General features: G+C 74.9%; 21 protein-coding genes. 10 read left to right on the top strand and 11 right to left on the bottom strand.

The window, feature by feature from the left end:
* The first annotated feature begins 23 nt into the window (after window positions 1–23).
* The 3 genes from VFG42_RS14780 to VFG42_RS14770 are packed head-to-tail and all read left to right on the top strand — an operon-like array spanning window position 24 to window position 2386.
* Entirely contained in the window at window positions 24–437 is a 414-nt protein-coding gene (locus VFG42_RS14780; protein WP_324909503.1) for a hypothetical protein, read from the top strand.
* A 2-nt stretch (window positions 438–439) separates the two neighbouring features.
* Window positions 440–1696, top strand: a complete 1257-nt coding sequence (locus tag VFG42_RS14775) for a PASTA domain-containing protein (protein WP_324909502.1) — start codon at window positions 440–442, stop codon at window positions 1694–1696.
* 30 nt (window positions 1697–1726) lie between these two features.
* The gene (locus VFG42_RS14770; protein ID WP_324909501.1) at window positions 1727–2386 is read left to right on the top strand and encodes a dienelactone hydrolase family protein; all 660 of its coding nucleotides are present in this window, start codon (window positions 1727–1729) and stop codon (window positions 2384–2386) included.
* Here the strand turns inward: VFG42_RS14770 and VFG42_RS14765 are convergent.
* Entirely contained in the window at window positions 2376–3713 is a 1338-nt protein-coding gene (locus VFG42_RS14765) for a cytochrome P450 (protein WP_324909500.1), read from the bottom strand. The genes VFG42_RS14770 and VFG42_RS14765 overlap by 11 nt on opposite strands.
* 155 nt (window positions 3714–3868) lie before the next feature.
* Between VFG42_RS14765 and VFG42_RS14760 the strand changes: the two genes are divergently transcribed.
* Both VFG42_RS14760 and VFG42_RS14755 read left to right on the top strand, forming a co-directional pair.
* Window positions 3869–5248 carry a cytochrome P450 gene (locus tag VFG42_RS14760; protein WP_324909499.1) on the top strand — a complete coding sequence of 460 codons (1380 nt, stop codon included), beginning with the start codon at window positions 3869–3871 and terminating at the stop codon, window positions 5246–5248.
* Window positions 5245–6204, top strand: coding sequence for an NADP-dependent oxidoreductase (locus tag VFG42_RS14755; protein ID WP_324909498.1), 960 nt, complete (start codon window positions 5245–5247; stop codon window positions 6202–6204). Before VFG42_RS14760 ends, VFG42_RS14755 begins: the two co-directional genes overlap by 4 nt.
* Window positions 6205–6248: 44 nt before the next feature.
* Here VFG42_RS14755 and VFG42_RS14750 read toward each other — a convergent pair whose 3' ends face one another.
* Together VFG42_RS14750 and VFG42_RS14745 are read right to left on the bottom strand one after the other, a co-directional pair.
* A complete protein-coding gene (locus VFG42_RS14750; protein ID WP_324909497.1) occupies window positions 6249–6818 on the bottom strand; it encodes a helix-turn-helix domain-containing protein in 570 nt (189 codons plus the stop codon).
* 12 nt (window positions 6819–6830) lie between these two features.
* Window positions 6831–8345 (bottom strand): MFS transporter, encoded by a 1515-nt coding sequence (locus tag VFG42_RS14745; protein ID WP_324909496.1) that lies wholly within the window; start codon window positions 8343–8345, stop codon window positions 6831–6833.
* A gap of 116 nt (window positions 8346–8461) precedes the next feature.
* Here VFG42_RS14745 and VFG42_RS14740 point away from each other — a divergent pair, with 116 nt between their 5' ends.
* Both VFG42_RS14740 and VFG42_RS14735 read left to right on the top strand, forming a co-directional pair.
* Entirely contained in the window at window positions 8462–9892 is a 1431-nt protein-coding gene (locus VFG42_RS14740; protein WP_324909495.1) for an MFS transporter, read from the top strand.
* A 3-nt stretch (window positions 9893–9895) separates the two neighbouring features.
* Complete coding sequence (locus VFG42_RS14735; RefSeq protein ID WP_324909494.1) at window positions 9896–10429, top strand: universal stress protein; 534 nt, start codon at window positions 9896–9898, stop codon at window positions 10427–10429.
* Here the strand turns inward: VFG42_RS14735 and VFG42_RS14730 are convergent.
* The 3 genes from VFG42_RS14730 to VFG42_RS14720 all read right to left on the bottom strand — a co-directional run bounded on the left by VFG42_RS14730 (window position 10420) and on the right by VFG42_RS14720 (window position 13482).
* A complete protein-coding gene (locus VFG42_RS14730) occupies window positions 10420–11331 on the bottom strand; it encodes a DUF5996 family protein (protein ID WP_324909493.1) in 912 nt (303 codons plus the stop codon). The two genes, VFG42_RS14735 and VFG42_RS14730, sit on opposite strands and share 10 nt — an antisense overlap.
* Window positions 11332–11427: 96 nt before the next feature.
* Window positions 11428–12597, bottom strand: coding sequence for an acyl-CoA dehydrogenase family protein (locus VFG42_RS14725; RefSeq protein ID WP_324909492.1), 1170 nt, complete (start codon window positions 12595–12597; stop codon window positions 11428–11430).
* A 72-nt stretch (window positions 12598–12669) separates the two neighbouring features.
* A complete protein-coding gene (locus tag VFG42_RS14720) occupies window positions 12670–13482 on the bottom strand; it encodes a crotonase/enoyl-CoA hydratase family protein (protein WP_324909491.1) in 813 nt (270 codons plus the stop codon).
* Window positions 13483–13564: 82 nt separating this feature from the next.
* On the opposite strand from VFG42_RS14720, the gene VFG42_RS14715 reads away from it, so the two are divergent.
* Window positions 13565–14461 (top strand): haloalkane dehalogenase, encoded by an 897-nt coding sequence (locus VFG42_RS14715; RefSeq protein ID WP_324909490.1) that lies wholly within the window; start codon window positions 13565–13567, stop codon window positions 14459–14461.
* Here the strand turns inward: VFG42_RS14715 and VFG42_RS14710 are convergent.
* Window positions 14458–15057 (bottom strand): phosphatase PAP2 family protein, encoded by a 600-nt coding sequence (locus VFG42_RS14710; protein WP_324909489.1) that lies wholly within the window; start codon window positions 15055–15057, stop codon window positions 14458–14460. The two genes, VFG42_RS14715 and VFG42_RS14710, sit on opposite strands and share 4 nt — an antisense overlap.
* Window positions 15058–15155: 98 nt before the next feature.
* On the opposite strand from VFG42_RS14710, the gene VFG42_RS14705 reads away from it, so the two are divergent.
* A complete protein-coding gene (locus tag VFG42_RS14705; RefSeq protein WP_324909488.1) occupies window positions 15156–16049 on the top strand; it encodes a class II fructose-bisphosphate aldolase in 894 nt (297 codons plus the stop codon).
* Between the two features lie 190 nt (window positions 16050–16239).
* Here the strand turns inward: VFG42_RS14705 and VFG42_RS14700 are convergent, their stop codons facing one another.
* Window positions 16240–17586 carry a pyridoxal phosphate-dependent decarboxylase family protein gene (locus VFG42_RS14700; RefSeq protein WP_324909487.1) on the bottom strand — a complete coding sequence of 449 codons (1347 nt, stop codon included), beginning with the start codon at window positions 17584–17586 and terminating at the stop codon, window positions 16240–16242.
* 97 nt (window positions 17587–17683) lie between these two features.
* Here VFG42_RS14700 and VFG42_RS14695 point away from each other — a divergent pair, with 97 nt between their 5' ends.
* Window positions 17684–19990: a TIM-barrel domain-containing protein gene (locus tag VFG42_RS14695; RefSeq protein WP_324909486.1), complete on the top strand. Its 2307-nt coding sequence runs from the start codon at window positions 17684–17686 to the stop codon at window positions 19988–19990.
* Here VFG42_RS14695 and VFG42_RS14690 read toward each other — a convergent pair.
* From VFG42_RS14690 to VFG42_RS14680, 3 genes are all read right to left on the bottom strand, one after another.
* Window positions 19987–21333, bottom strand: coding sequence for a DUF1254 domain-containing protein (locus tag VFG42_RS14690; RefSeq protein WP_324909485.1), 1347 nt, complete (start codon window positions 21331–21333; stop codon window positions 19987–19989). The two genes, VFG42_RS14695 and VFG42_RS14690, sit on opposite strands and share 4 nt — an antisense overlap.
* An 85-nt stretch (window positions 21334–21418) precedes the next feature.
* Window positions 21419–22729: a serine protease gene (locus VFG42_RS14685; protein ID WP_324909484.1), complete on the bottom strand. Its 1311-nt coding sequence runs from the start codon at window positions 22727–22729 to the stop codon at window positions 21419–21421.
* Window positions 22730–22828: 99 nt separating this feature from the next.
* Window positions 22829–23602 (bottom strand): intradiol ring-cleavage dioxygenase, encoded by a 774-nt coding sequence (locus VFG42_RS14680; protein ID WP_324909483.1) that lies wholly within the window; start codon window positions 23600–23602, stop codon window positions 22829–22831.
* Between the last annotated feature and the right edge of the window lie 55 nt (window positions 23603–23657).

The raw sequence follows: 23657 nt of genomic DNA, 5'->3' as shown, positions 1-23657 counted from the left end.
GCCACCGCATACGTTGCCGGCCGATGCCGACCCTGCCGAAGTCCCGCCTCGTCGCGGCCGCCCTCGCCGGTGGCGCGCTCACGCTCGCCGCCGGCGCGCCGGTCCTCGCCGCCGCCACCGTCAAGCCCGGCTTCTACCTCGACGGCGCGCACGGCGTGACGATCATCACCACCAACGGCGCGGGCGCGCTGAAGAGCGTCCGGATCGCCTGCCGCGGCGGCGAGGTGTCGCTGTCGCGCCAGGTCAAGATCAAGGCCAACGGCACGTTCGCCTACACCGGCCGCTTCCGCTTCGCCAACGCGACGACCACCGGCGCGCTGAGCGGCACGTTCACCGCCAACGGCCTGCGCGGGCGCTTCCACGAGACCGGCACCGCCGCGGGCTGCTCGACGATCGCGTTCAACGCCCGCTACTACGGCGCGCACCCGAAGGGCTGACCATGAGGGCTCTCCTGGCGGTGGCGGTCGCGGCGACCCTGGTCGCGCTCGCGGCCGTCGCGCCGCGCGCCCACGCCCGCGCCGACGCCGAGAACGGCCTGCTGCCGATCTGCGCGCCGACCACCACGGCCGATCCCGACTGGGACCCGAGCGGCACGGCGTGGAAGGCCCACGTCGACGGCCGTCAGAACGACTACTTCGTCAACCCCTACGTCGGCCTCGGCCTGGCCCAGGACTGCGCCTACCAGTCGGCCCCGCGCTGGGACGAGGAGTGCGACGGCATGGGCAACTGCCACCCCGCCGACGTGGGGACCTACGCGCCGTTCGTGGCGGGCAAGGCGTTCCCGGACACCTTCGACGCCGCCGCCGGCGACCACCAGCGCGTCACGATCACCATGCCTGGCACGGCGCCGTACGCGTCGTCGCGGGCGCCGGGCGTCGCGTGGGGCGCGTGCTTCCCGGGCTTCAAGTGGCACGAGCCGCTGGTCCTCACCGGCTGCGACCCCGACGGCTGGATGTACGACGACCAGGAGATCCCGGTGCTGCCGGGCACGACCGACTCGTTCCCGGCCCAGGGCGGCGAGATGCTCTACCGGCCGCGCAGCGCGGGCGGCACGTTCACCGGCGCCTGGACGGCGTCGATCGGCGACGCGAGCCCCGGCTTCCACCTCCAGCACGTCGGCGCGACGCCGTGCACGACCGACATGACCAGCACGACCGACATGACCAGCTGCGACTACGAGCTGGACTTCACGCGCGACCCGACCGGCCAGCTCCAGGTCACCCAGGACATGCAGGTCGTGCTCCAGATCGACGCGACGAAGGTCGGAGCCGATGGGCCGACGGAGGCCGACGTCGCGGTGCCGATGCTCGTGATCCAGACGGGCGGCAACGGCGCGCCGGGCGGCGGCGGCAACGGCAACGACAACGGCCCGGGCTCACCGTCCTCGCCCCCGCCGTCCGGCGGCGGCGGCGGTGGCGGTGGCGGGGCCGCGCCGATCGCGCCGCCCGCGACCGCCAAGCCCAAGGCCGTCTGCGTCGTCCCCAAGGTCGGCCGGCTCACGCTCACCCAGGCCCGGCGGGCGCTGAGCAAGGCCCACTGCAAGGTCGGCGCGACCCGCCACGCCTACTCCGACACGGTCAAGAAGGGCCGCGTCGTCGCCGCCTCGCCGCGGACCGGCAGCACGCGGGCGAGCACCAAGGCGGTGGCCTTGACGATCAGCCTCGGCAAGAAACCCAGGCACCGCGCGCACCGCTGACCCGGGGCCCCGCCGGGTAGCCCGGGTCCGGTGGATCGCGCCGAGACCACCACGATCGCCGTGCGCGCCGGTCCGGTCGCGCTGACCGGCGACCTCGTCGTGCCGGGCGCGCCGCGCGGCGTCGTGCTCTTCGCCCACGGCAGCGGCAGCAGCCGCCACAGCCCGCGCAACCGCGCCGTGGCCCGGCACCTCACCGACCACGGCCTGGCGACGCTCCTCGTCGACCTCCTGACCGCCGACGAGGAGGACGCCGAGCGCCGCACGGGCCACCTGCGCTTCGACATCATGTTGTTGATCGAGCGCCTCGACGCGGCGCTGGACCGCCTGCGCTCCGACCCCGCCACCGCCGCGCTGCCCGTCGGGTGCTTCGGCGCGAGCACCGGCGCCGCCGCCGCGCTGGGCGTGGCCGGCCGCCGGCCGTCCGACGTCGCCGCCGTCGTCGCGCGCGGCGGCCGTCCCGACCTCACGCCGCCCGAGCTGCTGGCCGCCGTGCGCGCGCCGACGCTGCTGATCGTCGGCGGCGACGACGCGCCGGTCATCGCGATGAACCGCGACGCCCAGCGCCGCATGGCGATCGCCGCCGAGCTGCGGATCGTCCCCGGCGCCACGCACCTGTTCGCGGAGCCGGGCGCGCTGGAGCGCGTGGCGGAGCTGGCGGCGGGCTGGTTCGCCCGCCACCTCAGGGCGTGACCAGCGCCGCCTCGACGTCCGCGCTCGTCGTCGCCGCGCGCTCGCGCCGCGCGAGCCGCACCCGTGCCCCGTCGCCGGGCGTGATCGTGATCATCCGCCGGCGCGTGCGCTCCGGCGGCCCGACGGCGTGCACCGTGAAGCGCTCGGCGGCCGCGGCCAGCACCAGGCGCATCTCCAGCAGCGCGAAGCTCGCGCCGAGGCAGCGGCGGCGCCCGCCGCCGAACGGGATCCAGGTGTAGGTGCCGGGCTTGGCGTCCAGGAACCGCTCGGGGCGGAACGCGTGCGGCGCCGGGTAGATGTCCGGGTCGGTGTGGACGAGCGCCGCGGCGAGGATCAGGATCGTCCCCGCCGGATAGGTGTGCCCGCCGATCGTGACGTCCTCCTTGACCAGGCGCGGCTCGGCGTTGGGCAGCACCGGGCGCAGGCGCAGCACCTCGTCGATCGTGGCCTCGAGGTAGCGGCCGTCCTCGTCGGCGGCCAGGCGCTCCTGGACGTGCGGCGCGCGGGCCAGCTGCTCGAAGGCGAAGGCCAGCGACGAGGCCGTCGTCTCGTGGCCGGCGACCAGCGCGGTCAGCAGCTCGTCGCGGATCTCCTCGTCGCGCATCGGGGAGCCGTCCTCGCGCGTGGCGGCCAGCAGCATCGCCAGGACGTCGTCGCGGTCGCCGGGGTCGCGGCGCCGCTCGTCCATCAACGCGTACAACTCGCGGTCGACCGCGGCGCGGTCGCGCTCGAAGCGCCCGAAGCGCCCGCGTCCGCTCAGCAGCCGCTGCGCCTGCGGCAGCAGCGACACCGGGCTCTCGCCGAACGAGAGGATCGCGGTCAGCCGGTCGCGCAGGCGGTCCAGGCGGGCGCCCTCGTCCAGGCCGAAGACCGCGCGCAGGATGATCTCCAGCGTCAGCGCCTGGAGCCGCCCGTGCAGCTGCACCGGCTGGCCGACCGGCCACGCGTCCAGCTCGCGCTCGGTCAGCTCGGCCATCAGGCCGGTGAGCCGCTGCATCCGCTCGCCGTGGAAGGCGGGCAGCATCAGCCGCCGCTGCTCCAGGTGCGGGCCCTCGTCGAGCAGGATCACCGAGTGGGCGCCGACGATCGGCTCCAGCAGCCGCGCGCCCTCGCCCGGGTGCAGGACCTCCGGCGGCGCGGTGAAGACCTCGCGCAGGTCGGCGGGATCGGAGAGCACCACGAACGGCGGCTGGCCGAGCAGGCGCATCGTGAAGCGCTTGCCGTAGCGGTCGCGCAGCCGCTCGACGTAGGCGGTCGGCCGGCTCCACCAGCCGATCGTCTGCACCAGCGTCGGCGTTCGGGGTCCGGGAGGCAGCGTGGCCCGCATCGTCGTCGTCCCTTCGCGGTTGTGTCGACGGAGTGCCGCGGAAGTATAGATACCGACCGGTATTTGACAAGCGCGAGCGGGAACGCGCCGCGCCGCGGCCGGCTCCCGCTGGCGCGTCCGACGCTCACCGGTTAGCGTTCGTCGCCAGGCCGACGATGACCGACGTCTCGACCAGCCCTCCGCGGGTCCTCCGGCGCTCCCGCCCGCGCCGCGCCGCGCTGCCGCCCGGCCCGCGCGGACCCGCGCTCGTCAACACGGCGCGGATGGTCGAGGACCCGGTCGGGTCGCTGACCGGCTGGCACCGCCGCTACGGCGACGTGTTCACCGTGCCGTTCCTGGTCTTCGGCGTCGGCGTGTACGTCGCCGACCCCGAGGCGATCCGGTCGCTGTTCACCGGCGACCAGTCCGACCTGCACGCCGGCGAGGCCAACGAGCCGCTGTCGCCGGTGCTCGGCAAGCGCTCCGTGCTGATCCTCGACGGCCCCGAGCACCTGCGCCACCGGCGCCTGCTGCTGCCGCCGTTCCAGGGCTCGGCGGTTGCCGCGTTCCGCGCGGTGATCCGCGACGTGACCGCCGCGGAGCTCGCGCGCTGGCGCCCGGGCGAGGAGCTCGTGCTGCGCGAGCGGATGCGCACGCTGACCTTCGAGGTGATCGCGCGGGCGGTCTTCGGCGTCACCGTGCCCGCGCGGATCGACCGGCTGCGCGACGCGCTGACCTCGCTGCTGGCGCTGCAGCCGCTGTTCTTCCTGCCCCAGGCGCTGCGCCGCGACCTCGGGCGGTTGAGCCCGTGGGGCCTGTTCCGGCGGCGGCTGGCGGCGGCCGACGCGCTGATCTACGAGGAGATCGCGCGCCGCCGCGCCGATCCCGCCCTCGACGAGCGCGCCGACGTGCTGTCGCTGCTGCTCCGGGCCCGCGACGAGGACGGCGGCGCGCTGACCGACCGCGAGCTGCGCGACGAGCTGATGACGATGCTGCTGGCCGGGCACGAGACGACCGCCACCGGGCTGGCCTTCGCGTTCGACCTGCTGGGGCACCATCCCGAGGTCCTCGCCCGCCTGCGCGACGAGCTGGCCGCGGGCGACGGCGACCGCTACCTGGACGCGGTCGTCACCGAGACGCTGCGCCTGCGCCCGGTCATCGACGGCGCGGAGCGGACGCTGACGCGCCCGCGCGTGGTCGGCGGCCACGAGCTGCCCGCCGGGATCCGCGTCTACCCCGCGATCGCGGTCGTCCACCTGCGCGAGGACCTCTACCCCGACGCGACCGCGTTCCGGCCCGAGCGCTTCCTGGACGGCAAGGCCGACGCCTACACCTGGCTGCCCTTCGGCGGCGGCATCCGGCGCTGCATCGGCGCCGCGCTCGCGCAGGCCGAGATGGCCGAGGTGATCCGCGCCGTCGTCCTGCGCGCCGACCTGGAGCCGGTCCGCGCCGACCCCGAGCCGGTCGTCCTGCGCGGCATCACGCTCGTGCCGCGCCACGGCACGCCGGTGCGCGTGCGGCGGATCGCGCCGGCGGTGCCACACTCGACGGCATGACCTCCACCGCCGCCGTGTCCCCCGCCCGCCGCTGGGTCGCCGAGCAGTTCGGCGCGCCCGCCGAGGTGCTGAAGCTCGTGGAGGCCGAGGTCCCGCCGCCCGGGCCGGGCGAGGTGACGATCGCGGTCCGCGCCGCCGGGCTGAACCCGGCCGACTACAAGCGGATGGCCGCCGGCGACCCGGCGGCGCTGCCGATCGCGCCGGGCTTCGAGGTCGCGGGAACGCTGGCGGCGGTCGGCCCGGACACCGAGATCGCCTCGGGCGGCGGCGCGGTCGGCGACGCGGTGCTCGCGTTCCGGATCGGCGGCGGCTACGCGACGGCGGTGACGGTCCCGGCCCGGGACGTCTTCGCCAAGCCCGCGTCGCTGGGCTTCCCGGAGGCGGCCAACCTGCTGCTGGCGGGCGCGACCGCGGCCGAGATGGTGGAGCGGACCGGCGTGGGCGAGGGCGACACGGTCCTGCTGCACGGCGCGTCGGGCGCCGTGGGCGTGGCGGCGCTGCAGCTCGCGCGGCGGCGCGGGGCGCGCGTGATCGGCACCGCGAGCGAGGCGCGGTTCGGCGTCGTCGAGGAGCTCGGCGGCGAGCCGGTGGCCTACGGCGACGGCCTGGAGGCGCGCGTCCGCGCGCTGGCGGGCGACGGCGTCGACGCCGCGCTGGACGCGGTCGGCACCGACGAGGCGAGCGACGTGTCGCTCGCGCTGGTCGCCGATCGCGACCGGATCGTCACGATCGCGAACGCCGGCCGCGCGCGGGCCGACGGCTTCCGCCACATCGGCGGGTCGATGTCCGGCTCGGCGGAGTTCCGCGACCAGGTCCGCCCGGAGCTGATCGCGCTGGCCGGCGAGGGCGCGCTGGTCGTCCCGGTGGCGCGCACGTTCGCGCTGGACGAGGCGCCGGCCGCGCTGGACCTGCTGCGCGGCGGGCACCCCGGCGGCAAGCTGGCGCTCGTGCCGTAGCGGCCGGTCAGCGCCGCGGTGCTCGAAGCGCCCGGCCGTAGGCCTCAGCCGGCGGCGGGCTCGCGCAGGCCGCGCGCGAGGATCTCGGCGTAGGCGCGCGGGTCGCGGTCGATCGTGCCCGACGTGATGACGGCGCCGGTGATCATGCGCAGCGCGACGAGCAGGTCCTGGGTGTCCAGGGCGACCGCCAGCGAGCCGTCCCGATGCCCGCGCTCGGCCAGCGGCGCCAGGATGTCGATCGCCATCGCCACCAGCTCGGCGCGCACCTCGGGGTCCACGTCGCCCCGGCTGAAGGCGTCGACCACGCCCCGGTTCTCCGCGTAGACGTCGACCTGCGCGACCAGGAACCGCCCGACGACGTCCGGCCCGCCGCCGGCCATCGCCGCGTCGCGCGCGGCGCGGCACGGCTCCAGCAGCGACTCGCCGACCGCCAGCATCAGCGCGCTCTTGGACGGGAAGTTCCGGTACAGCGTCGCCACGTTGATCCCGGCCTCGCGCGCGATCTTCTCCACCCCGACGCCGAAGCCCTCCCGGCGGAAGACCTCGGCGGCGGCGGCGAGGATCCGCGCGCGGTTGGCGACGGCGTCCTTGCGGGGAGCGCGGGCGGCGGGCATCGCCCCGGGAGGCTAGTCCCCTTCGAGCATGGGCAGGCCGGCGGCGCCGACCTCGCCCTCCTCGACCGCGCGCTCGGCGTCCGCGTGCGACACGGGCGCGGCGTCGGCCTCCAGGTCGCCGGTCAGCAGCCACGCCACGCCCGCCGCGACCAAGCAGATCGCGGCACCGATGAAGAACGTCTTCCCATAGGCGTCGCTCGTCGGGACCGCGGCGTCGTGGTCGAACGCGCGCACGAACGTCACCGCCAGGCCGCTGCCGATCGAGAAGCCCACGTACCGGGTCACCTGGTAGAAGCTCATCGCGCTGCTGGTCTCGTCCCGGGGCACCGAGGAGACGATCAGCCCGGGCATCGCCGCGAACGTGAAGCCCAGGCCGAGGCCGACGAAGGCCATCGTCACGAACGCCTGCCAGAGCGCGTCGCCGGTCAGCGCGAAGAACGCCATCCCGAGCGCCAGCACCGTCGCGCCGAGCGGGATCGCCGCGCGGACGCCCGCGCGGTCGCGGACGATCGGGTACAGCCGGCTGGAGGCCATCGACAGCACCGACAGCGGCAGCAGCGTCAGGCCGGCGGCGAAGACGGTGCGGTGCATCCCGCTCGGGAGCTGGACGACCTGCGTGATCAGCGAGATGCCCAAGTACATGGCCATGCCGAGGATCAGGCCGGTGACGTTCGCCGCCAGGACCGCGCGGCGGCGCACCAGGCGCAGCTCGACCAGCGGGTGCTCGGTGTGCAGCTCGGCGATCGTCCACAGCCCCAGCAGCACGATCGCCGCCGCGATCAGGCCGAGCGTCGAGCCCGAGCCCCAGCCCCAGTCGCTCGCCTTCTCCAGCGCCAGCAGCAGCGCCAGGACGCCGGCGCCGATCAGCGCGGCGCCGCGCAGGTCCAGCGGGACGCGCTCGTGCTCGCGCGCCGGGCCGGGGATCCAGAGCAGGGCCACCAGGAACGCCAGGCCGCTGGCGCCCGCGCCGAACCAGAACGCCGCCGAGGCGTCGGCGTGCTCGGCGATGAAGCCGGTGATCGGGTAGCCGAGGCCGACGCCGGCCGCGCCGATGATCGACAGCAGCGCGATGACCGACCCGGCGCGCAGGTGCGACAGGTGGTCGCGGGCGGAGGCCATCGTCAGCGGCATCAGCGCCAGGCCAAGGCCCTGCAGCGCCCGGCCGAGGATCAGCGGCCCGAGCGAGCCGGCCAGCGCGGCGATCACGCCGCCGAGGCTGACGAGCGCGAGGCAGACCAGCAGCGTCGTGCGCCGGTGCGGGCCGTCGCCGAGGCGGCCGACCAGCGGCGAGGCGACCGCGCCGACCAGCAGCGTCGCGGTCAGCGACCACTGCGTCGCGCCGAGGCTCGCGTGCAGGTCCTGGGCGATCGTCGGGATCAGCGGCGCGCCGAGCGAGCTGATGACCGACACCACCATGCCGACGGCCAGCAGCGCCGGGACGAACGCGGGCCCGGGGCCGTGGGCCTCCGCGGCCTCCGCTCGCCCGTCTCGTCGCGCCTGAACCGTCTTGTCAGCAATTGATGACATCGCGTCACGACGATAGCGCGATCCGAAGCCCGCGCCGGGGATCGCTAGACTGCCCGGCCGATAACGAAGTGAGCACTTCGTTTCTCCCCCTGCCGTCGCACCCCGCGCTCTTCTCCATGACCCACGCCTCCGCTGACCGCCAGCACCACAACGTCACCCTCGCCGTCCTCGGCGTCGGGGCGCTCGCCTTCGCGCTCGCCCAGACCACCGTCGTGCCCGCGCTGACCCCGATGCAGCACGCCTTCGGGGTCGGCACGTCCGACATCACGTGGATGGTCACCGCCTATTTCCTGTCGGCCTCGATCTTCACCCCGCTGCTGGGCAAGTTGGGGGACATGTTCGGCAAGGAGCGCTTCCTGTCGATCGCGCTGGCCGCCTTCGCCCTCGGCTCGCTGGTCTGCGCGCTCGGCAACGGCCTCGGGCTGGAGATCGTCGGCCGCGTCCTGCAGGGCGTCGGCGGCGGCGTCTTCCCGCTGAGCTTCGGCATCGTCCGCGACGAGTTCCCGCGCGAGAAGATCCCGACGGGCATCGCGCTACTCGGCGCGATCGTCGGCATCGGCGCCGCCGTCGGCCTGCCGCTCGGCGGCCTGCTCGTCGACCAGGCCTCCTACCACTGGATCTTCTGGATGTCGGCCGCGATGGGCGTGGTGGCGACCATCACCACCATCAAGTTCGTGCCCGAGTCGCCGGTCCGGACGCCGGGCCGCCTCGACGTCGGCGGCGCCGCGATCCTCGCCGTCGGCCTGTCGTGCGTGCTGATCGCGGTCTCGCGCGCCAACGAGTGGGGCTGGGGCGCGGGCCGGACGCTCGGCCTGATCGCCGTCGGGCTGGTCGTCCTGGTGGCCTTCGTGGCCTTCGAGCGCCGCCACAGCGCGCCGCTGATCAACATGAAGACCTTGGCGCGGCCCGCCGTGCTGACGACCGACCTCGCGACGCTGCTGGTCGGCTTCGGCCTCTTCGGCACCTACGTGTTGATCCCGCAGATGGCCCAGCTGCCCAAGGGCCACGAGATCGGCCTGGGCCTCGACGCGTTCCAGGCCGGCCTGCTGATGGCGCCCGGCGGCCTGGCGATGCTCGTCGTCGCGCCGATCGTCGGCCAGGCCGGCGAGCGCGTCGGCTCCAAGCCGCCGCTGCTGATCGGCTGCGTGATCGCCGCGCTCGGGCTCGTCGGCCTGGCCGAGCTGCACGGCCACGTCGTCGAGGTCATCCTCTGGGGCCTGGTCCTCAACGTCGGCGTCAGCTGCGCGTTCGCCGCGCTGCCCAACCTGATCGTCAACGCGGTCGAGCCGCACGAGACCGGCGAGGCCACCGGCGTCAACACGATCGCGCGCAACGTCGGGGCGTCGCTGGGCGGCCAGGTCGCCGCGTCGATCATCGCCGGCCACGCGATCGCCGGCGGCCTGCCCGCCGAGAGCGGCTTCCGGATCGCGTTCCTGATGAGCGCGGGCGTCGCGCTGGCGGCCGGGGCCTTCGGCCTGCTGATCCCGGCGTCGCGCCCAGCGGGCGCCGCCGCACCGGCCGCCGCCACCGAGCCGACGCGCGCCTGAGCCATGTTCCGCAACGTGCTGGTCGGCCTCAGCCTCACGCCCCGCTCGGAGCGTCCGCTCCGCGAGGCGATCGAGCTCGCCGACCAGCACCACGGACGGCTGACGATCCTCACCGTCCTGCCCGAGTGCCGCTCCTGCGCGTTCGGGCCGATCGAGACCTGCACCGCGGCGCGCGACGTCTCCGACGACCTCTGGCGCACCGGCCAGGCCGCGCAGCGCGCCGCCCTGGAGCAGGTCCCGGCGTGCCTGCCGGTCTCCACGCTGCTGCTGCAGGGCTCGGCCTGGTCGTGCCTGATGCGCGAGCTGCGCGGTGAGCGCCACGACTCGCTCGTGGTCGGCGCCTCCGGCCGCTCGCGCCTCTCGCGCCTGCTGCACCGGTCCTTCGACGACCGCCTCACGCGCTGGTCGCCGGTGCCGGTCCTGGTCGTGCCGCCGGAGGGCCCGACCGACCTGTACGTGTCGCGCGCGGCCCGCCGCCGCGGCGCTCGAACGCGCCTGGCCCGCGATCCGCGCGGGTCCGGCGCGCCTCAGCGCTGAGCGGACGCCGCCTCCAGCGCGGCGCGGTCCCAGGCGCCGCGCTCGGCGGCGGCCTCGTAGGTGCTCTGCAGGAAGTCCAGCAGCGTGGCGTCGGGGTCGGCGGCGCGGCGGACGACCTCGTAGGGCAGCAGGAACTGGCGGAAGTCGTCGTTGTAATAGGCCTCGGTGGGCCGGACGGGGACGTCGCGGAAGCCGTCGGGCTCGGGGTAGGCGTAGGCGTAGAACGCGCCCTCCTCCCCGCCGCCGGGCCAGAAGCCGCAGCTGCTCAGCTCGTGGGAGTAGGCCTCCACCATGACCCAGTCGGCGCAGTTGGGCGCGCCGCCGGGATGGCGCGGAGCGGTGCGGCCGGTGAAGCGCGTGACCGCCAGGTCGAACGAGCCCCAGAAGAAGTGCACGGGGCTGGCCTTGCCGACGAAGCGGCCGCGGAAGTCGTGCAGCACGCGGTCGGCCTGGACGAGCTGGCGCCAGAACGCCTGCGCGGCGGCGGGGTCGTACGAGGCGTGTTGCTCGTCCCGCTCGAACGGGATCGCGGTCTCGACCTCGACCGGCGTCGTGTTGATCTCCACGTCGATGCCGAGGTCGGCCAGCGCGGCCATCGTCTCGGCGTAGAAGCGCGCAACGCTCTTGGGCTCCAGCGCGACGTGGCGCTCGTCGCCGCCCTCGCGGTGCACGTGCAGCCGGTGCGCGCAGAAGTCCAGCTCGATCTCGAACGTCGTCGTGCCGTCCGGGATCGCCCCGGTCGTCAGCCCGCGCGGCGTGACGTACAGCGTCACCTGCCACCAGTGGTTGACCATCGGCGCCTTGGCGAGCCGCACCTTGCCGACGACCTGCGTCCACATGTGCAGCGTCTCGCGCGTGTCGGTCCAGTCCTCGACGCGCAGCGCGGGCCAGTTGTCGCTCATGACCGGACAGGCTGACCGGCCATGAGCGGCCGGTCAAGCGGTGGGCGCGGGGCCGCCGCGCGCGCGACGCGGCGCGGCGCGGCGGCCCGCCCGGGGCTACAGGCCCATGCTGCGGCCGACCAGCTCCTTCATGATCTCGTTGGTGCCCGCGTAGATCCGGTTGACGCGCGCGTCGGCCCAGATCTCGGAGATCTTGTACTCGGTGGTGTAGCCGTAGCCGCCGAAGAGCTGGACGCAGGCGTCGGAGACCTCGGACAGCAGGTCGGTCGTCCAGTACTTGGCCATCGCCGCCTCCTGCACCGTGCAGGTGCCGTCGACGTAGCGGCCGATCGTGCGGTCCATCCAGCAGCGCGTGATGTCGACCTTGGTCTGCAGCTCGGCCAGGACGAAGCGCGAGTTCTGGAACGAGCCGATCGGGCGGCCGAACGCCTTGCGCTCCTTGACGTAGTCGAGCGTCAGCGCGAGCGCCGCCTCGGCGCCGGCCATCGAGCTGACCGCGAGGCCCAGGCGCTCGGGGATCAGGTGCGCCATCAGCTGCGCGAAGCCCGTGCCCTCCTGGCCCAGCATGTTCTCGGCCGGGACGCGGCAGTCGTTGAAGAACAGCTCGGCCGTGTCGTTGGCGTGCTGGCCGCGCTTGTGGATCTGCTTGCCGCGCTCGAAGCCCTCCATGCCGCGCTCGATCACGAACATCGACAGGCCCTTGTGCGGGTCGTCGCCCGTGCGGACGGCGGTCACGACGAGGTCGGCGTTGATGCCGTTGGAGATGAAGGTCTTGGCGCCGTTGATGATGTAGTCGTCGCCGTCCTTCTTGGCGCGCGTGGCGATCGCGCTCAGGTCCGAGCCCGTGCCCGGCTCGGTCATCGCCAGGGCCAGGATCTTCTCGCCCGACGCGACGCCCGGGAACCAGCGCTGCTTCTGCTCCTCGTTGGCGGCGGCGCGCAGGTAGGGCAGGCCGAGGTCGTTGTGGACGGTCGGGCCCATCCACGACGACTGGACGATCGCGTAGGCGGCCTCCTCGGCGAGGATCGCGTTGAAGCGCCAGTCGTCGACCTCGGATCCGCCGTACTCCTCCTCGACGGCCATCGCCAGGAAGCCGTGCTCGGCGGCCTTGGTGAACAGGTCGCGCGAGACGATGTGCGCCTCCTGCCACTCCTCGTGGTGCGGGACGACCTCGGCCGCCAGGAAGCGGCGGAAGCTCTCGCGGTAGTCGTCGTGGACGTCTTCGAACAGCGGGCGCCGGGCGCCGGGAGCGGTGGTGATCGACATGCTGGGACTTTCGATTCCGGTGGTCAGGAAGGCCGCACGTCATACCGCATGACGGGTGCGAGCGCGCTGCCGTCAGGACGGGTCGACGAAGACCGGCGGCTCGTCGGCCATGCCCGCGGTGACCGCCGCGATCTGGTTCGGCTGCCCGATGAGCTGCGCCTGAAGCTCGGATTCGAGCAGCAATGCGGCGCCGCGATCGTCGGAGACCCAGGTGTCCTCGTAGAGGCGCTTGGCGCGGCGGACGGCGTCGGGCGACCGGCCGGCGATCTCGGTCGCCAGCTCCAGCGCCGCGGCCAGCGGGTCGTCGGCCACGCGGGTGACGAGGCCGAGCCGCGCGGCCTCCTCGCCGCTGATCACGCGGCCCGTGTAGGTCAGCTCCTTGGCGCGGTCGATCGGCATCAGCCGCGGCAGCGTCTGGGTGATGCCCATGTCCGGCACCAGGCCCCAGCGGATCTCCATGACGCTGAGCTTCGCGTCCGGCGCGGCGATGCGGACGTCGCCGCCCAGCGCGATCTGCAGGCCGCCGCCGAAGCAGTTGCCGTGGATCGCGACGATCACCGGCGCCTTGACCTGGATCCAGTCGAAGGCCGCGCGCTGCGGGAGGTTGGCCAGGCCGTCGGCGCCCTCGCGCGCGACGAGCTGGTCGGCGGTCAGGCGGCCGCTGCTCATCATCGAGACGACGTCCAGGCCGCTGCAGAAGCTCTTGCCCTCGCCGTGCAGGACCACCGCGCGCACGTCGGGCGCGTCGCGCAGCCGCTCGGCGGCGCCGACGATCTGCTCGAACATCGCGAGGTCCAGCGCGTTGTGCTTCTCGCCGCGCACGAGCGTGACCACCGCCACGCCGTCCTCGCCGACCTGGACCCGGACTCGCCGCTCGTCGCTCATGGGCGGCAATCTACGCGCCCTCGCGCGACCACGGGAGCGCGGCGCCGGCGCGGTGCGCGCCCGACTGTCAAGCTGCCGCGCCATGGAGATCCTGCGCACCCCCGACGAGCGCTTCGCCGACCTGCCCGGCTGGCCGTACGAGAGCCGTCACGCCGAGGTCGGCGACGGCCTGCGGATGGCCTACGTGGACGAAGGCCCGCGCGACGGCACGCCGGTCCTGCTGCTGCACGGCGAGCCGTCGTGGTCGTACCTGTACCGGTCGATGATCGGCCCGCTGGCCGACGCCGGGCTGCGCGCGATCGCGCCCGACCTGATCGGCTTCGGCCGCTCCGACAAGCCCGCCGCGCGCGAGGACTACTCCTACGCCGACCACATGCGGTGGCTGACGGCGCTGGTCGTCGACGTCCTCGACCTGCGCGGCGCCGTGCTCTTCGGCCAGGACTGGGGCGGCCTGCTCGGCCTGCGGCTGGCCGCCGAGCAGGAGGAGCGCTTCGCGGCGATCGTCGCCTCCAACACGTTCCTGCCCACCGGCGACCGCCCGCTCGGCGAGGGCTTCGAGCAGTGGCGCGCGTTCTCCCAGCAGGTGCCGGAGTTCCCGACCGGCGCGATCGTCAACGGCGGCACGACGCGCGACCTGACGCCCGCGGAGATCGCCGCCTACGACGCGCCGTTCCCCGACGAGTCCTACAAGTCGGGCGCGCGCCAGTTCCCGACGCTCGTCCCCGCCTCGCCGCAGGATCCGGCCGTGCCCGCCAACCGCGCCGCCTGGGAGGTCCTGCGGCGCTGGGAGAAGCCGTTCGTCTGCGCGTTCGGCGACCGCGACCCGGTCACGCGCGGCGCCGACCGCGTGCTGCGGGAGCTGATCCCCGGCGCGGCCGGGCAGCCGCACGTCACGCTGGAGGGCGTCGGGCACTTCTCCCAGGAGGACGCGGGGCCGCGGCTGGCGGAGATCGTGATCGCGACGGCGGCCTCGGCCTAGCGGCTGCCGTAGGCCGCCCGCGGCCCGGACCGGTCCCAGACCCGCAGGGCGCCGACGCGGTCGGCGAGCGCGTCGGTCAGCGCGCGGACGCGCGGGTGGTGGAAGGCCAGCGCGACGAGCGCGCCGAGCGCCGCGCCGGCGAGCACGTCGCTGGGGTAGTGGATGCCCATGGCCACGCGGGCGACCGACAGCAGCGTGGCGGCGACCAGCGCCGCCACGCCCCAGGCCCGCGAGCGCAGCAGCAGCGCCACCGCGATCGCGAACGACGCGGTCGCGTGGTCGCTGGGGAAGCCCGCGTCGGCCGCGTGCGCGGCGAACAGGTGGACGTCGCCCGGGTGCGCGACGAACGGCCGCGGGCGGTCGACCACCCGCGCGAGCACGGCGGCCAGCGCGAGCGCCACGCCGGCGCCGAGCCCGGCGGCGACGACGGCCCGTCGGGTCCCGGTCCCCCGGCGACCGCCGACGAGCACGAACGCCGCGATCAGCAGGCCGAGGAACAGCGCCTCCGACGCGTTGGCGTAGGCGACGAGCGGATCCTCCAGCGCGTCGTGGTGGGCCAACAGCGAGTTGAGGTCCTTGACCAGCGTGAAGTCCATCGCCCCGGATCCTCGTCCGCCGCGCCTGAACGAGACATGAACATCGCGTTCACACGGCCTGGCGTTCCGGCCGCGACAGGCCTACCATCGACGGTGTCGTGACCGATGCCGTCGCCAGGGCCCGGGAGCTGATGGAGCGCAGCCGCGCCGAGCACTTCGCGGTCGGGGCCTTCAACGTCGACAACCAGGAGACGCTGCTGGCGATCGCGCGCGCGGCGCAGGCCAAGGCCTCGCCCGTCCTGGTCGAGGTCAGCCACGGCGAGGTCCAGGCGATCGGGCTGGCGAACCTGCGCGACATGGTGGACAACTACCGCGCCGAGCTGGGCGTCGAGATGTACGTCAACCTCGACCACAGCCCGACGGTCGCCGACGCCAAGGCGGGCATCGACGCGGGCTTCGAGCTCATCCACATCGACTACAGCCAGGCCAACAAGGACGCCACCGACGAGGAGATCGTCGCCGCCACGCGCGAGGTCGTCGCCTACGCGCGCGAGACGACCGGCGCGCTGGTCGAGAGCGAGCCCCACTACTTCGGCGGCAGCTCCAACGTCCACGCCGAGGACATCGACTACGACGAGGTCCGCAAGACGTTCTCCACGCCGGAGGGCGCCAAGGCGTTCGTCCAGGAGACCGGGATCGACACGTTCGCCGCCGCCGTCGGCAACCTCCACGGCCGCTACCCCGTGCCCAAGGTCCTCGACCTCGAGCTGCTCGCGAGGATCCGCGCGGCGATCGACGTCAACATCTCGCTGCACGGCGGCTCCGGCACGCCCGGCCACTACTTCGAGGAGGCCGCGCGCATCGGCGTGAGCAAGGTCAACATCAACTCCGACCTGCGCTACGCCTACCGCACGACGCTGGAGAGCCAGCTGCGCGACCACCCCGAGGAGTACGCGATCGTGCGCCTGATCGGCCCGGTGGTCCGGGCCGTCCAGGACGTCGTCGAGGCCAAGATCGACCTCTTCGGGTCGGCGGGGTACGCGCGGCCCTAGCTGTCCTGGTCAAGGCGCGGATCCCGGTCGCGCGGCTGGGCGACGCGACGATCGCGCTCCCGGTCGAGAGCGACGCGTCGCTGCCGTGCCCGGCGTTCGCCTGCGACGCCGCGTGGACCGGGCGGCTGACGCTCACGCGCCGGTCGGTGACCGAGGACCCCGCGCCCGGCGCGCCGAGGCGCCGGTCGACCTACGCCGCGCGCGCCAGCGCCTCCAGCCGCGCGTGCAGCGGGTCGACCCAGCCCTCGTGCTCGGGCTTCATGAGCACCGAGCGCAGGATCCGGACGGTGTCGGCGTCGCGCTCGACGTCGGGGTGCAGCGCGGCGAAGGCCCCGGCGTCGACGCGCAGCGTCGACAGGAACACGGGCTCGTCGGCGTCGGGGGCCATGCCCGCGTGCAGCATCGCCTCGGAGGCCGCGTCGATCTCCGACATCCGGGATCGGCGCGGCCAGTAGCTGACGATGTCCAGCGCCGGGTCGAGGTGGAGTTGGAGCGTGTCGGACGCGCGGACGCGCGCCGCGAGGTCCAGCGCCGCGCGGCGGCACGCCGCGAGGATCGCGCCCAGGCCGCGCTCGCGCTCCAGCGGGAACGCCCGCAGCGTCAGCCACAGCGCGCCGGCCGCCGCGCCCGCGCGCGAGCACTCCAACGAGATCTCGCCGAGGTGCAGCTCGTCGGAGGTGAAGTACGTGTAGGGCGAGTCGTGCCGGTAGAAGCGCCCGACGCCCGGGTCGGCGAACAGCACCGCGCCGCACCCGTAGGGCTGCAGGCCGTGCTTGTGCGGGTCCACGACGACCGAGTCGCAGCCGCCGATCGCCGGGTAGGCGTCGTGCTCGCCGAGCAGGGCGTAGAACCCGCCGTAGGCGCCGTCGACGTGGAGGCGAGCCCCGTAGCGGTCCTTCAGCTCGAGCGCCGCGCGGACGTCGTCGACCGCGCCCAGCCCGGTCGTCCCCGGCGTCAGCACGACCGTCCCCACGTCGCCGCGCCGCAGCTGCGCCGCGACGGCGTCGAGGTCGATCCGCCCGTCCGGGGCGGCGGGCACCGCGCGCGACTCGACCCCCAGCACCTGGCACATGCGCCCGTGCGTGTAGTGCGCGTCGGCGGAGTGCACGACCGCCTTCCCGGGCGCCAGCTCGCGCGCGACCCACAGGGCCTCCAGGTTGGCGATCGTCCCGCTGGAGGTCAGGTGGCCGAGCGCGACCTCGGGCAACCCGAACATCTCGGTCAGCGAGGCCATCACCTCGACCTCCATCGGCGACGTCGCCTGCGAGGCGTCCAGCGCGTGGTTGTTGGGGTTGACGACCATCGCCGCCAGGTACGCGGCCACCGCGACCGGATGCGGCGGCTTGAGCATCTGCCCCGCGTAACGCGGGTGGAAGAACGGCAGCGTCGCGTCCATCCGCTCCGCGTAGTCCTCCAACAACGCGGCGACGTCGACGTCCGGCGTCAGCGCCGGGGCGCCCGGCACCGCACCCCACCGCGCCTCCCACGCCTCGACGCCCTTCAGGGCCTGGTCCACCAGCTCGCGACGGCTGTCCATCCGCCGCATGCTGCCCGGCACGGCCGCGCGGCGCAACGCCGGCGCGCGGACCGCACCGGGATGTGACATATCCGCGTGATCTGTCACACTGCCTCCCGTGTCGGTTCCGGTCCTCCGCGCGCGCCTGGCCGTCGTGCCCGCGCTGCTCGCTGCTGTTGGTGTCCATGTCGGCGTGGCGCAGGCCGCCACGAGGGTCGGCCCGCTGCGGGTCGACCCGGCCCGGACGGCGGTGAAGACCGCGTCGGGCTGGCAGACCGGCTCGCACGTGCGGGTCACGGTCGACGGCGCGCGGATCCGCGTGCGCGCCGCCGGCGGCGCGACGGCGAAGGCCGTCCGGCTCGCGTTCGCCGCGCCCGCGGGCGAGCGGTTCTACGGGCTCGGCGAACGCGCCGACGCGGTCGACCATCGCGGCGCGAGCGTCGAGAACTACGTGTCGGACGGGCCGTTCTCGCCCGACACCTACAAGATCGTCAAGAACACCATCCCGCCCGCCGGGTTCCGCCCGCGCAAGGACGCGACGTACTACCCCGTGCCGTGGGCGCTGTCGTCGCGCGGCTACGGCGTGCTGCTGGAGAACGACCAGCCGAGCACGTTCGACCTCGCGCGCGCCACCCAGCGCGCGTGGTCGATCGAGGTCGACGCGCCGGTCCTGACCGCGCGCGTCTTCGACGGCCACGGCTCGGTCGCCCGCGCGCTGGCCGCGTTCACGAAGGCCACCGGCCGCCAGCCCGCCCCGGGCGCGCCGTGGGCGTTCGGCCCGTGGTTCCAGACCGGCCAGCCCAACACGGTCCCGCTGACCGACGAGGCGTCGTGGCTGGCCAAGCTGCGCGCCGCCGACGCGCCGGTCAGCGCGGCCGAGACGCAGCTGCGCTACCTGCCCTGCGGCCTGGACCGCGGCAACGAGGACTACGAGAGCCGGCGCGTCGCCGCCTTCCACGACGCGGGCCTGGCCGTGTTGACCTACGTCAACCCGATGCTGTGCGAGTCCTACGAGCCGCTGTGGAGCGCGGCGGTCGCGGCCGGCGCGCTGCAGCGGCGCGCCGACGGGACGCCCGCGACGTTCGACTCGTTCGTCGGCGGCACCGGCCCGCTGGGCTTCACGATCCAGCCGGTCGCGCAGTTCGACTTCGCGACCGCCGCCGCCCGCGAGCAGTACGGCGCGGTGCTCGAGCGCATGGCCGCCGCCGGCCACGACGGCTGGATGGAGGACTTCGGCGAGTACACGCCCGACGACGTCGCCGGCGCCGCCACCGGCCTGCACAACCGCTACCCGACGCAGTACCACTGCGCCGCCGAGGCGATCGCCAAGACCATCAACAAGCCGATCGTGCGCTTCCAGCGCTCCGGCTGGACCGGCGCGGCGAGGTGCGCGTCGGACGTCTGGGGCGGCGACCCGACGACGACGTGGGGCTTCGACGGCCTGTCGTCGGCGGTCAAGGAGGCGCTCGGCATGGGCCTGTCGGGCGTCAGCCGCTGGGGCTCGGACATCGGCGGCTACGACACGGTCGCGCCCGACCCGCGGCTGACGCCCGCGCTGCTGAAGCGCTGGATCGAGGTCGGCGCGGTGTCCGGCGTGATGCGGACCAAGTCCTCCGGGTTGGCGATCCCCGGCTACGCGCGCCCGCAGATCTGGGACGCGGACATCGTCGCGACGTGGCGCAAGTACGCCAAGCTGCACACCCAGCTCTACCCCTACATCCTGGCCGCCGACAAGGCCTACCGGTCGACCGGGGTGCCGCTGATGCGCCACCTCGTGCTCGACGACCCGGCGGGCGCGCCGTGGGGCGGCCAGTCCGACAGCGAGTTCCTCTTCGGCCCCAGCGTGCTCGCCGCCCCGATCGTCCAGGCGGGCGCGACGTCGCGCAAGGTCTACCTGCCGCGCGGCCGCTGGATCGACGGCGCGCACGCGCTGGCCTACGACGCCGCCGACGGCGCGTTCCACGCCCGCGCGGGCGGGATCGTCCGCGGCGGCCGGACGACCACCGTCCGCGCCGGGCTCGACACGCTCCCGCTCTACGTCCGCGCCGGCGCGGTCCTGCCGCTGCTGGACGCCGACGTCGACACGCTCGCCGACACCGGCGCCACCGCGCCCGCGGGCGTCACGCGCCTGAAGGACCGCGCCGGCCACCTGCGGCTGCTCGCGTTCCCGAGCGCCGGGACGACCGACGCCACCATGTACTCCGGCGAGCCGATCCGCTCCCGCGTGGCGGGCGGCACCTGGACGCTGACGCTGCGCGGCAGCCGGTCGCGCACCTACGACGTCGAGGCCCCGCTGGCGGGGATCGCCGGCCGCCACGGCGCCTGCCGCGTCACCGGCGCGACGAGCAAGACCATCAAGAACGGCGTCCTCCACGCGACGCTCGGCGGCCGCACGGCGACGCTGCGCGTCCGCGGCCGCTGCTAGCCGCAGTCCAGGCAGCGGAGGCCCGGCGGCGCCCAGCCGGGCGCCAGGGCCTTCGCCGTGGGCATGTAGAGCCGCAGTGTGACGACGAAGCGCCCGGCCGGCGCGGGCAGCCAGTTGGCCGTGGCGCCCGCGGGGGCGGCGTGCGACAACGTCAGCCTGATCCTGCCGTCGCCGGCGACCAGGCCCGGCGAGCGGTCGCCCAAGGCGTAGCGCCCGAGCGGGTTGTCGTACAGGTGCAGCGCGGCGTCGTACATCGTCAGCGACCAGAAGGCGCGCGTGGGCAGCGGCGTGGGCAGCGTGAGCGCGTAGCGGTGGGCGCCGCTCAGCGGGCGGCCCTCGGAGTCGTAGGCGGCGTTGGGGTAGGTCGCCTCGGCGGGCGTGTTGGCCCACAGGCCGATCTTGGCGACGCTCGCGCGCAGCCAGTAGTCGGTGCCGTAGTCACCGGTCTTGGGGTCCAGGACGACCCAGCCGTGGTGCTCGCGCGCGCCGGCGGCGCGGCGGCGGGCGACGCGCGCCGCCACGGCGGCGGGGCCGGCGGCGATCCCGCGCAGCAGCGCCGCGCGCGTCCGGGCGGGCAGGGCCCGGGCGCGGGCGGCGAGGCCGGCGCCGATGCCGTAGCGCGCCAGCGGCGCGAGGTCCCGCCGCTCGGCCGCGCTGGGCGGGTTGGCGGAGAGGAAGCCGTCGTAGGCCTCGACGAAGGCCATGCCCTTGGGGACGGTCCCGGGCTTGCGGCCGGGCTGCCGGTCGAGCACGATCGGCGCGGCGCCGTTGAGCGTGTATTGGCCGACCAGCTCGCGCAGCGACGGCAGCGTGTCGGACGGCAGCAGCAGCGTGCGCCCGAGCACGAGCGCCGCGTCGGTCGGGCTGCGCAGCAGCCGCACGCCGGCGGGCGCGGTCCCGTGCCACCCCGGCCCGACGACCATCGCGTCGACCGCGCCGTCGCCGGTCGTCCGCGTGCCCGCGTAGCCGACGACGTTCGTGTAGGCGTCCATCACCTGCACCATGTGGTACCGGCCGGGCTCGGCGGGCAGGTGCACGGTCTGCGGCCCCTGCGCGAGGTCGAGCTTCGCCACGGCGTAGGCCGTGTCGACGTTCGGCATCACGACGAGCTTGTTGGAGGGGTCGATCGGCCCCGCGATGCTGACCAGCGCGTTGGTCGGGAACGTCGTCTGCGAGTCGAGGCTGAGCAGCGGCGGATACCCGTGGACGTAGGCGGCCAGGCCCGCCCGGTAGGCGGCGTCGCTGGCGGCCGACGCCGCGCCCGCCGACGCGGACGCGGCGCCGGTCAGCGCCATCGCCATCGCCATCGTCAGGACCACCGCGCGCCGCCCCCGCTTCCGCATGCGCGCACCGTAACGGGGCGCGGGGTGCGAAAGCGAGGGCCGACCGCGTCGGGTCCCGATCGTCGGGTCGGCCGCGAAGCCGCCCCTAGCGCGAGGGCGTCAGCCGGAAGGAGCGCACCGCGCCGGCGCAGGTGCCGAGCCTGGCCGCGCGGGCGCGCATCGTGACGGTCACGCTGCCGTCCAGGCCGCCGGCGCGCGGGGTCAGGCGGATGCTGTCGGTGCGGCGCAGGAAGCGGCGGGTCGCCGGCTTGGCCAGCGTCAGCCGCAGCGGCCGAGCGGCCGTCAGCGGCCACCCGGCCTGGGCGGGCGCCTGGAAGATGTCGTTGACGTAGACGTGGGCCGACCGCCGGCAGGTCAGCGACAGCCCGATCCGCAGCCAGGTGACGTGCGCGCCGTCGGCGGCCACCCGCGCGGCGACGTAGCCGCCGTGGCCGACGTAGCGCGCGTAGCGGGTCGCCGAGCCCGTGGAGGGCGCCTGGGGCGTGGGCGTGGCGGCGGGCGCCGGCGTGACGGCCGCCGGCGGCGGGACGGCGGCCGGCGCCGCGGGCGCCGGGGCGGCCGGCGCCGGCGCGGGCGGCGGCGCGAGCGCCGCGACCCAACCGGCGATCCAGGACGAGAACGCGTCCACGCGCGTGTAGAACCCCGGCCGGGTCGGCGAGCAGCTCGCCGCGCCGAAGCTGACGATGCCGATCTCCACCGGCGTGCCGTCGGCGCGCGCGGCGATCAGCGGGCCGCCGCTGTCGCCGTTGCAGACGCCGGTGATCCCGCGCGGGTCGAGGGCGCACAGCGTGCTGGAGGTGTCGAGGCGCGCGCCGACCGCCTGCGCCTGGGACGTGCAGAAGCTCGGGCTCTGCACGACCTGGCCGCCGCTCCGCAGGTCCTCCGACGGCTCGTCGCCGCCGAGCGTGTCGACGCCCCAGCCCTCCGCCACCGCCGCGGTGCCGGGCGCGAGCAGGGCGCTGTCGGCGCGGGTGGCCGGCGACAGCGGCGGAGCCGGCGTCGGCGTGGTCAGCCGCAGCAGCGCGAGATCGCCGGAGCTGTCGGCGGGCGACCAGGCGTAGGACACCACCTGGCCGACGCGGGTGAAGGACCCCGCCGGGTCGGCCGCGCGCACCGCGCCGGTCTGCACGACGAACGTGCCGGCGTCCAGCAGCGCGCCGGTGTCGGGGTCGTGCACGCAGTGCGCGGCGGTCAGCACGACGTTGGCGGCGATCACCGATCCCGAGCACTGCCCGACGTCGTTGGCGACCAGCGCCAGCGGCCCCGCGCCCGTCGCGACGGTGCCGTCGATGATCGACGCGTGCGCGACCGGCGCCGCCGGCGCGTCGGCGGCCGTCCAGCCGACCATCGCGGCAGCCGCCAGGACCGGCGTGACGAGGCGAGGGACGAGGCGCATGGGGACGGGAGAGGACGCTACTCCTCCGGCGCCGGACCGGAGCGGGTCCCGACGCGCCGCGTTCGGCCACCCGCCGCCCGGCGCCGCGGGCCGACCGCGTCAGATCCCGATCGTCAGGTTCGCCACGAAGCCCTGCTCGGCGCTGCCGGTCATGGTCGCCAGCTGGTGGATCGCCCGGTCGTCGCCGAAGACCATGTCCGAGGACAGCGACGTCCGCGCCAGGTTGGCCGCGCTGCCGGAGTAGCGCGTCGCGGCGTACACCTTCTTGCACGCCGCGGCGGGCAGCGCGATCTGCGAGGTCTTGACGATCGGCCCGTTGGCCACCGCCTTGGCGACCGACGCGTACACCTCGAAGTGGATGTGCGGCCAGCGGCCGGAGTAGCAGCCGGGGAAGATCGTGCGAAACCACGCCCGGCCGTCGGCGTCGGTCCTGGCGATGCCGCGCAGGTAGTTCTCGTCGGCGATCGCCTGCGAGTACATGGAGTAGCGCCCGAGCCGGTCGCAGTGCCACAGGTAGACGGCCAGGCCCGAGAGCGGCCGGTAGCCCTTGGCCGCGTCGGTCACCGTGAGGTTCACGCGCAGCGGCACGCCGGTGGCGAGCGTCCGCCGGTCGCCGAAGCTGCGCCGGATGTCGTGGCGCACGATCCCCGAGTCGTCGAGCACGTCGGGCCCGTTGGACCCGTCGCCCGGGTACGGCCCGGCCGTCTCGGTCGGCACCGTGCCCGTCGGCGTCCTGGCGAGCGCGGCGCCCGCGCCCAGCGCCGAGAGGATCGTCGCCGCCCCGCCCGCGCCGAACAGCTTCAGCGCGTCGCGGCGCGAGGCCAGCCGGACGAGGTCCTCGTGCAGCCCTTCACCGTGGTCGTCATGTCCCATGGCGGGCACCCTCCACCCCCACGCTGGGAAACCGCTGGGAGCGGCTCGGGGATCG

The sequence above is a fragment of the Baekduia sp. genome (assembly GCF_035685985.1).
Lineage (GTDB): Bacteria > Actinomycetota > Thermoleophilia > Solirubrobacterales > Solirubrobacteraceae > Baekduia.
This window is presented reverse-complemented; position numbering and strand designations above follow the sequence as displayed.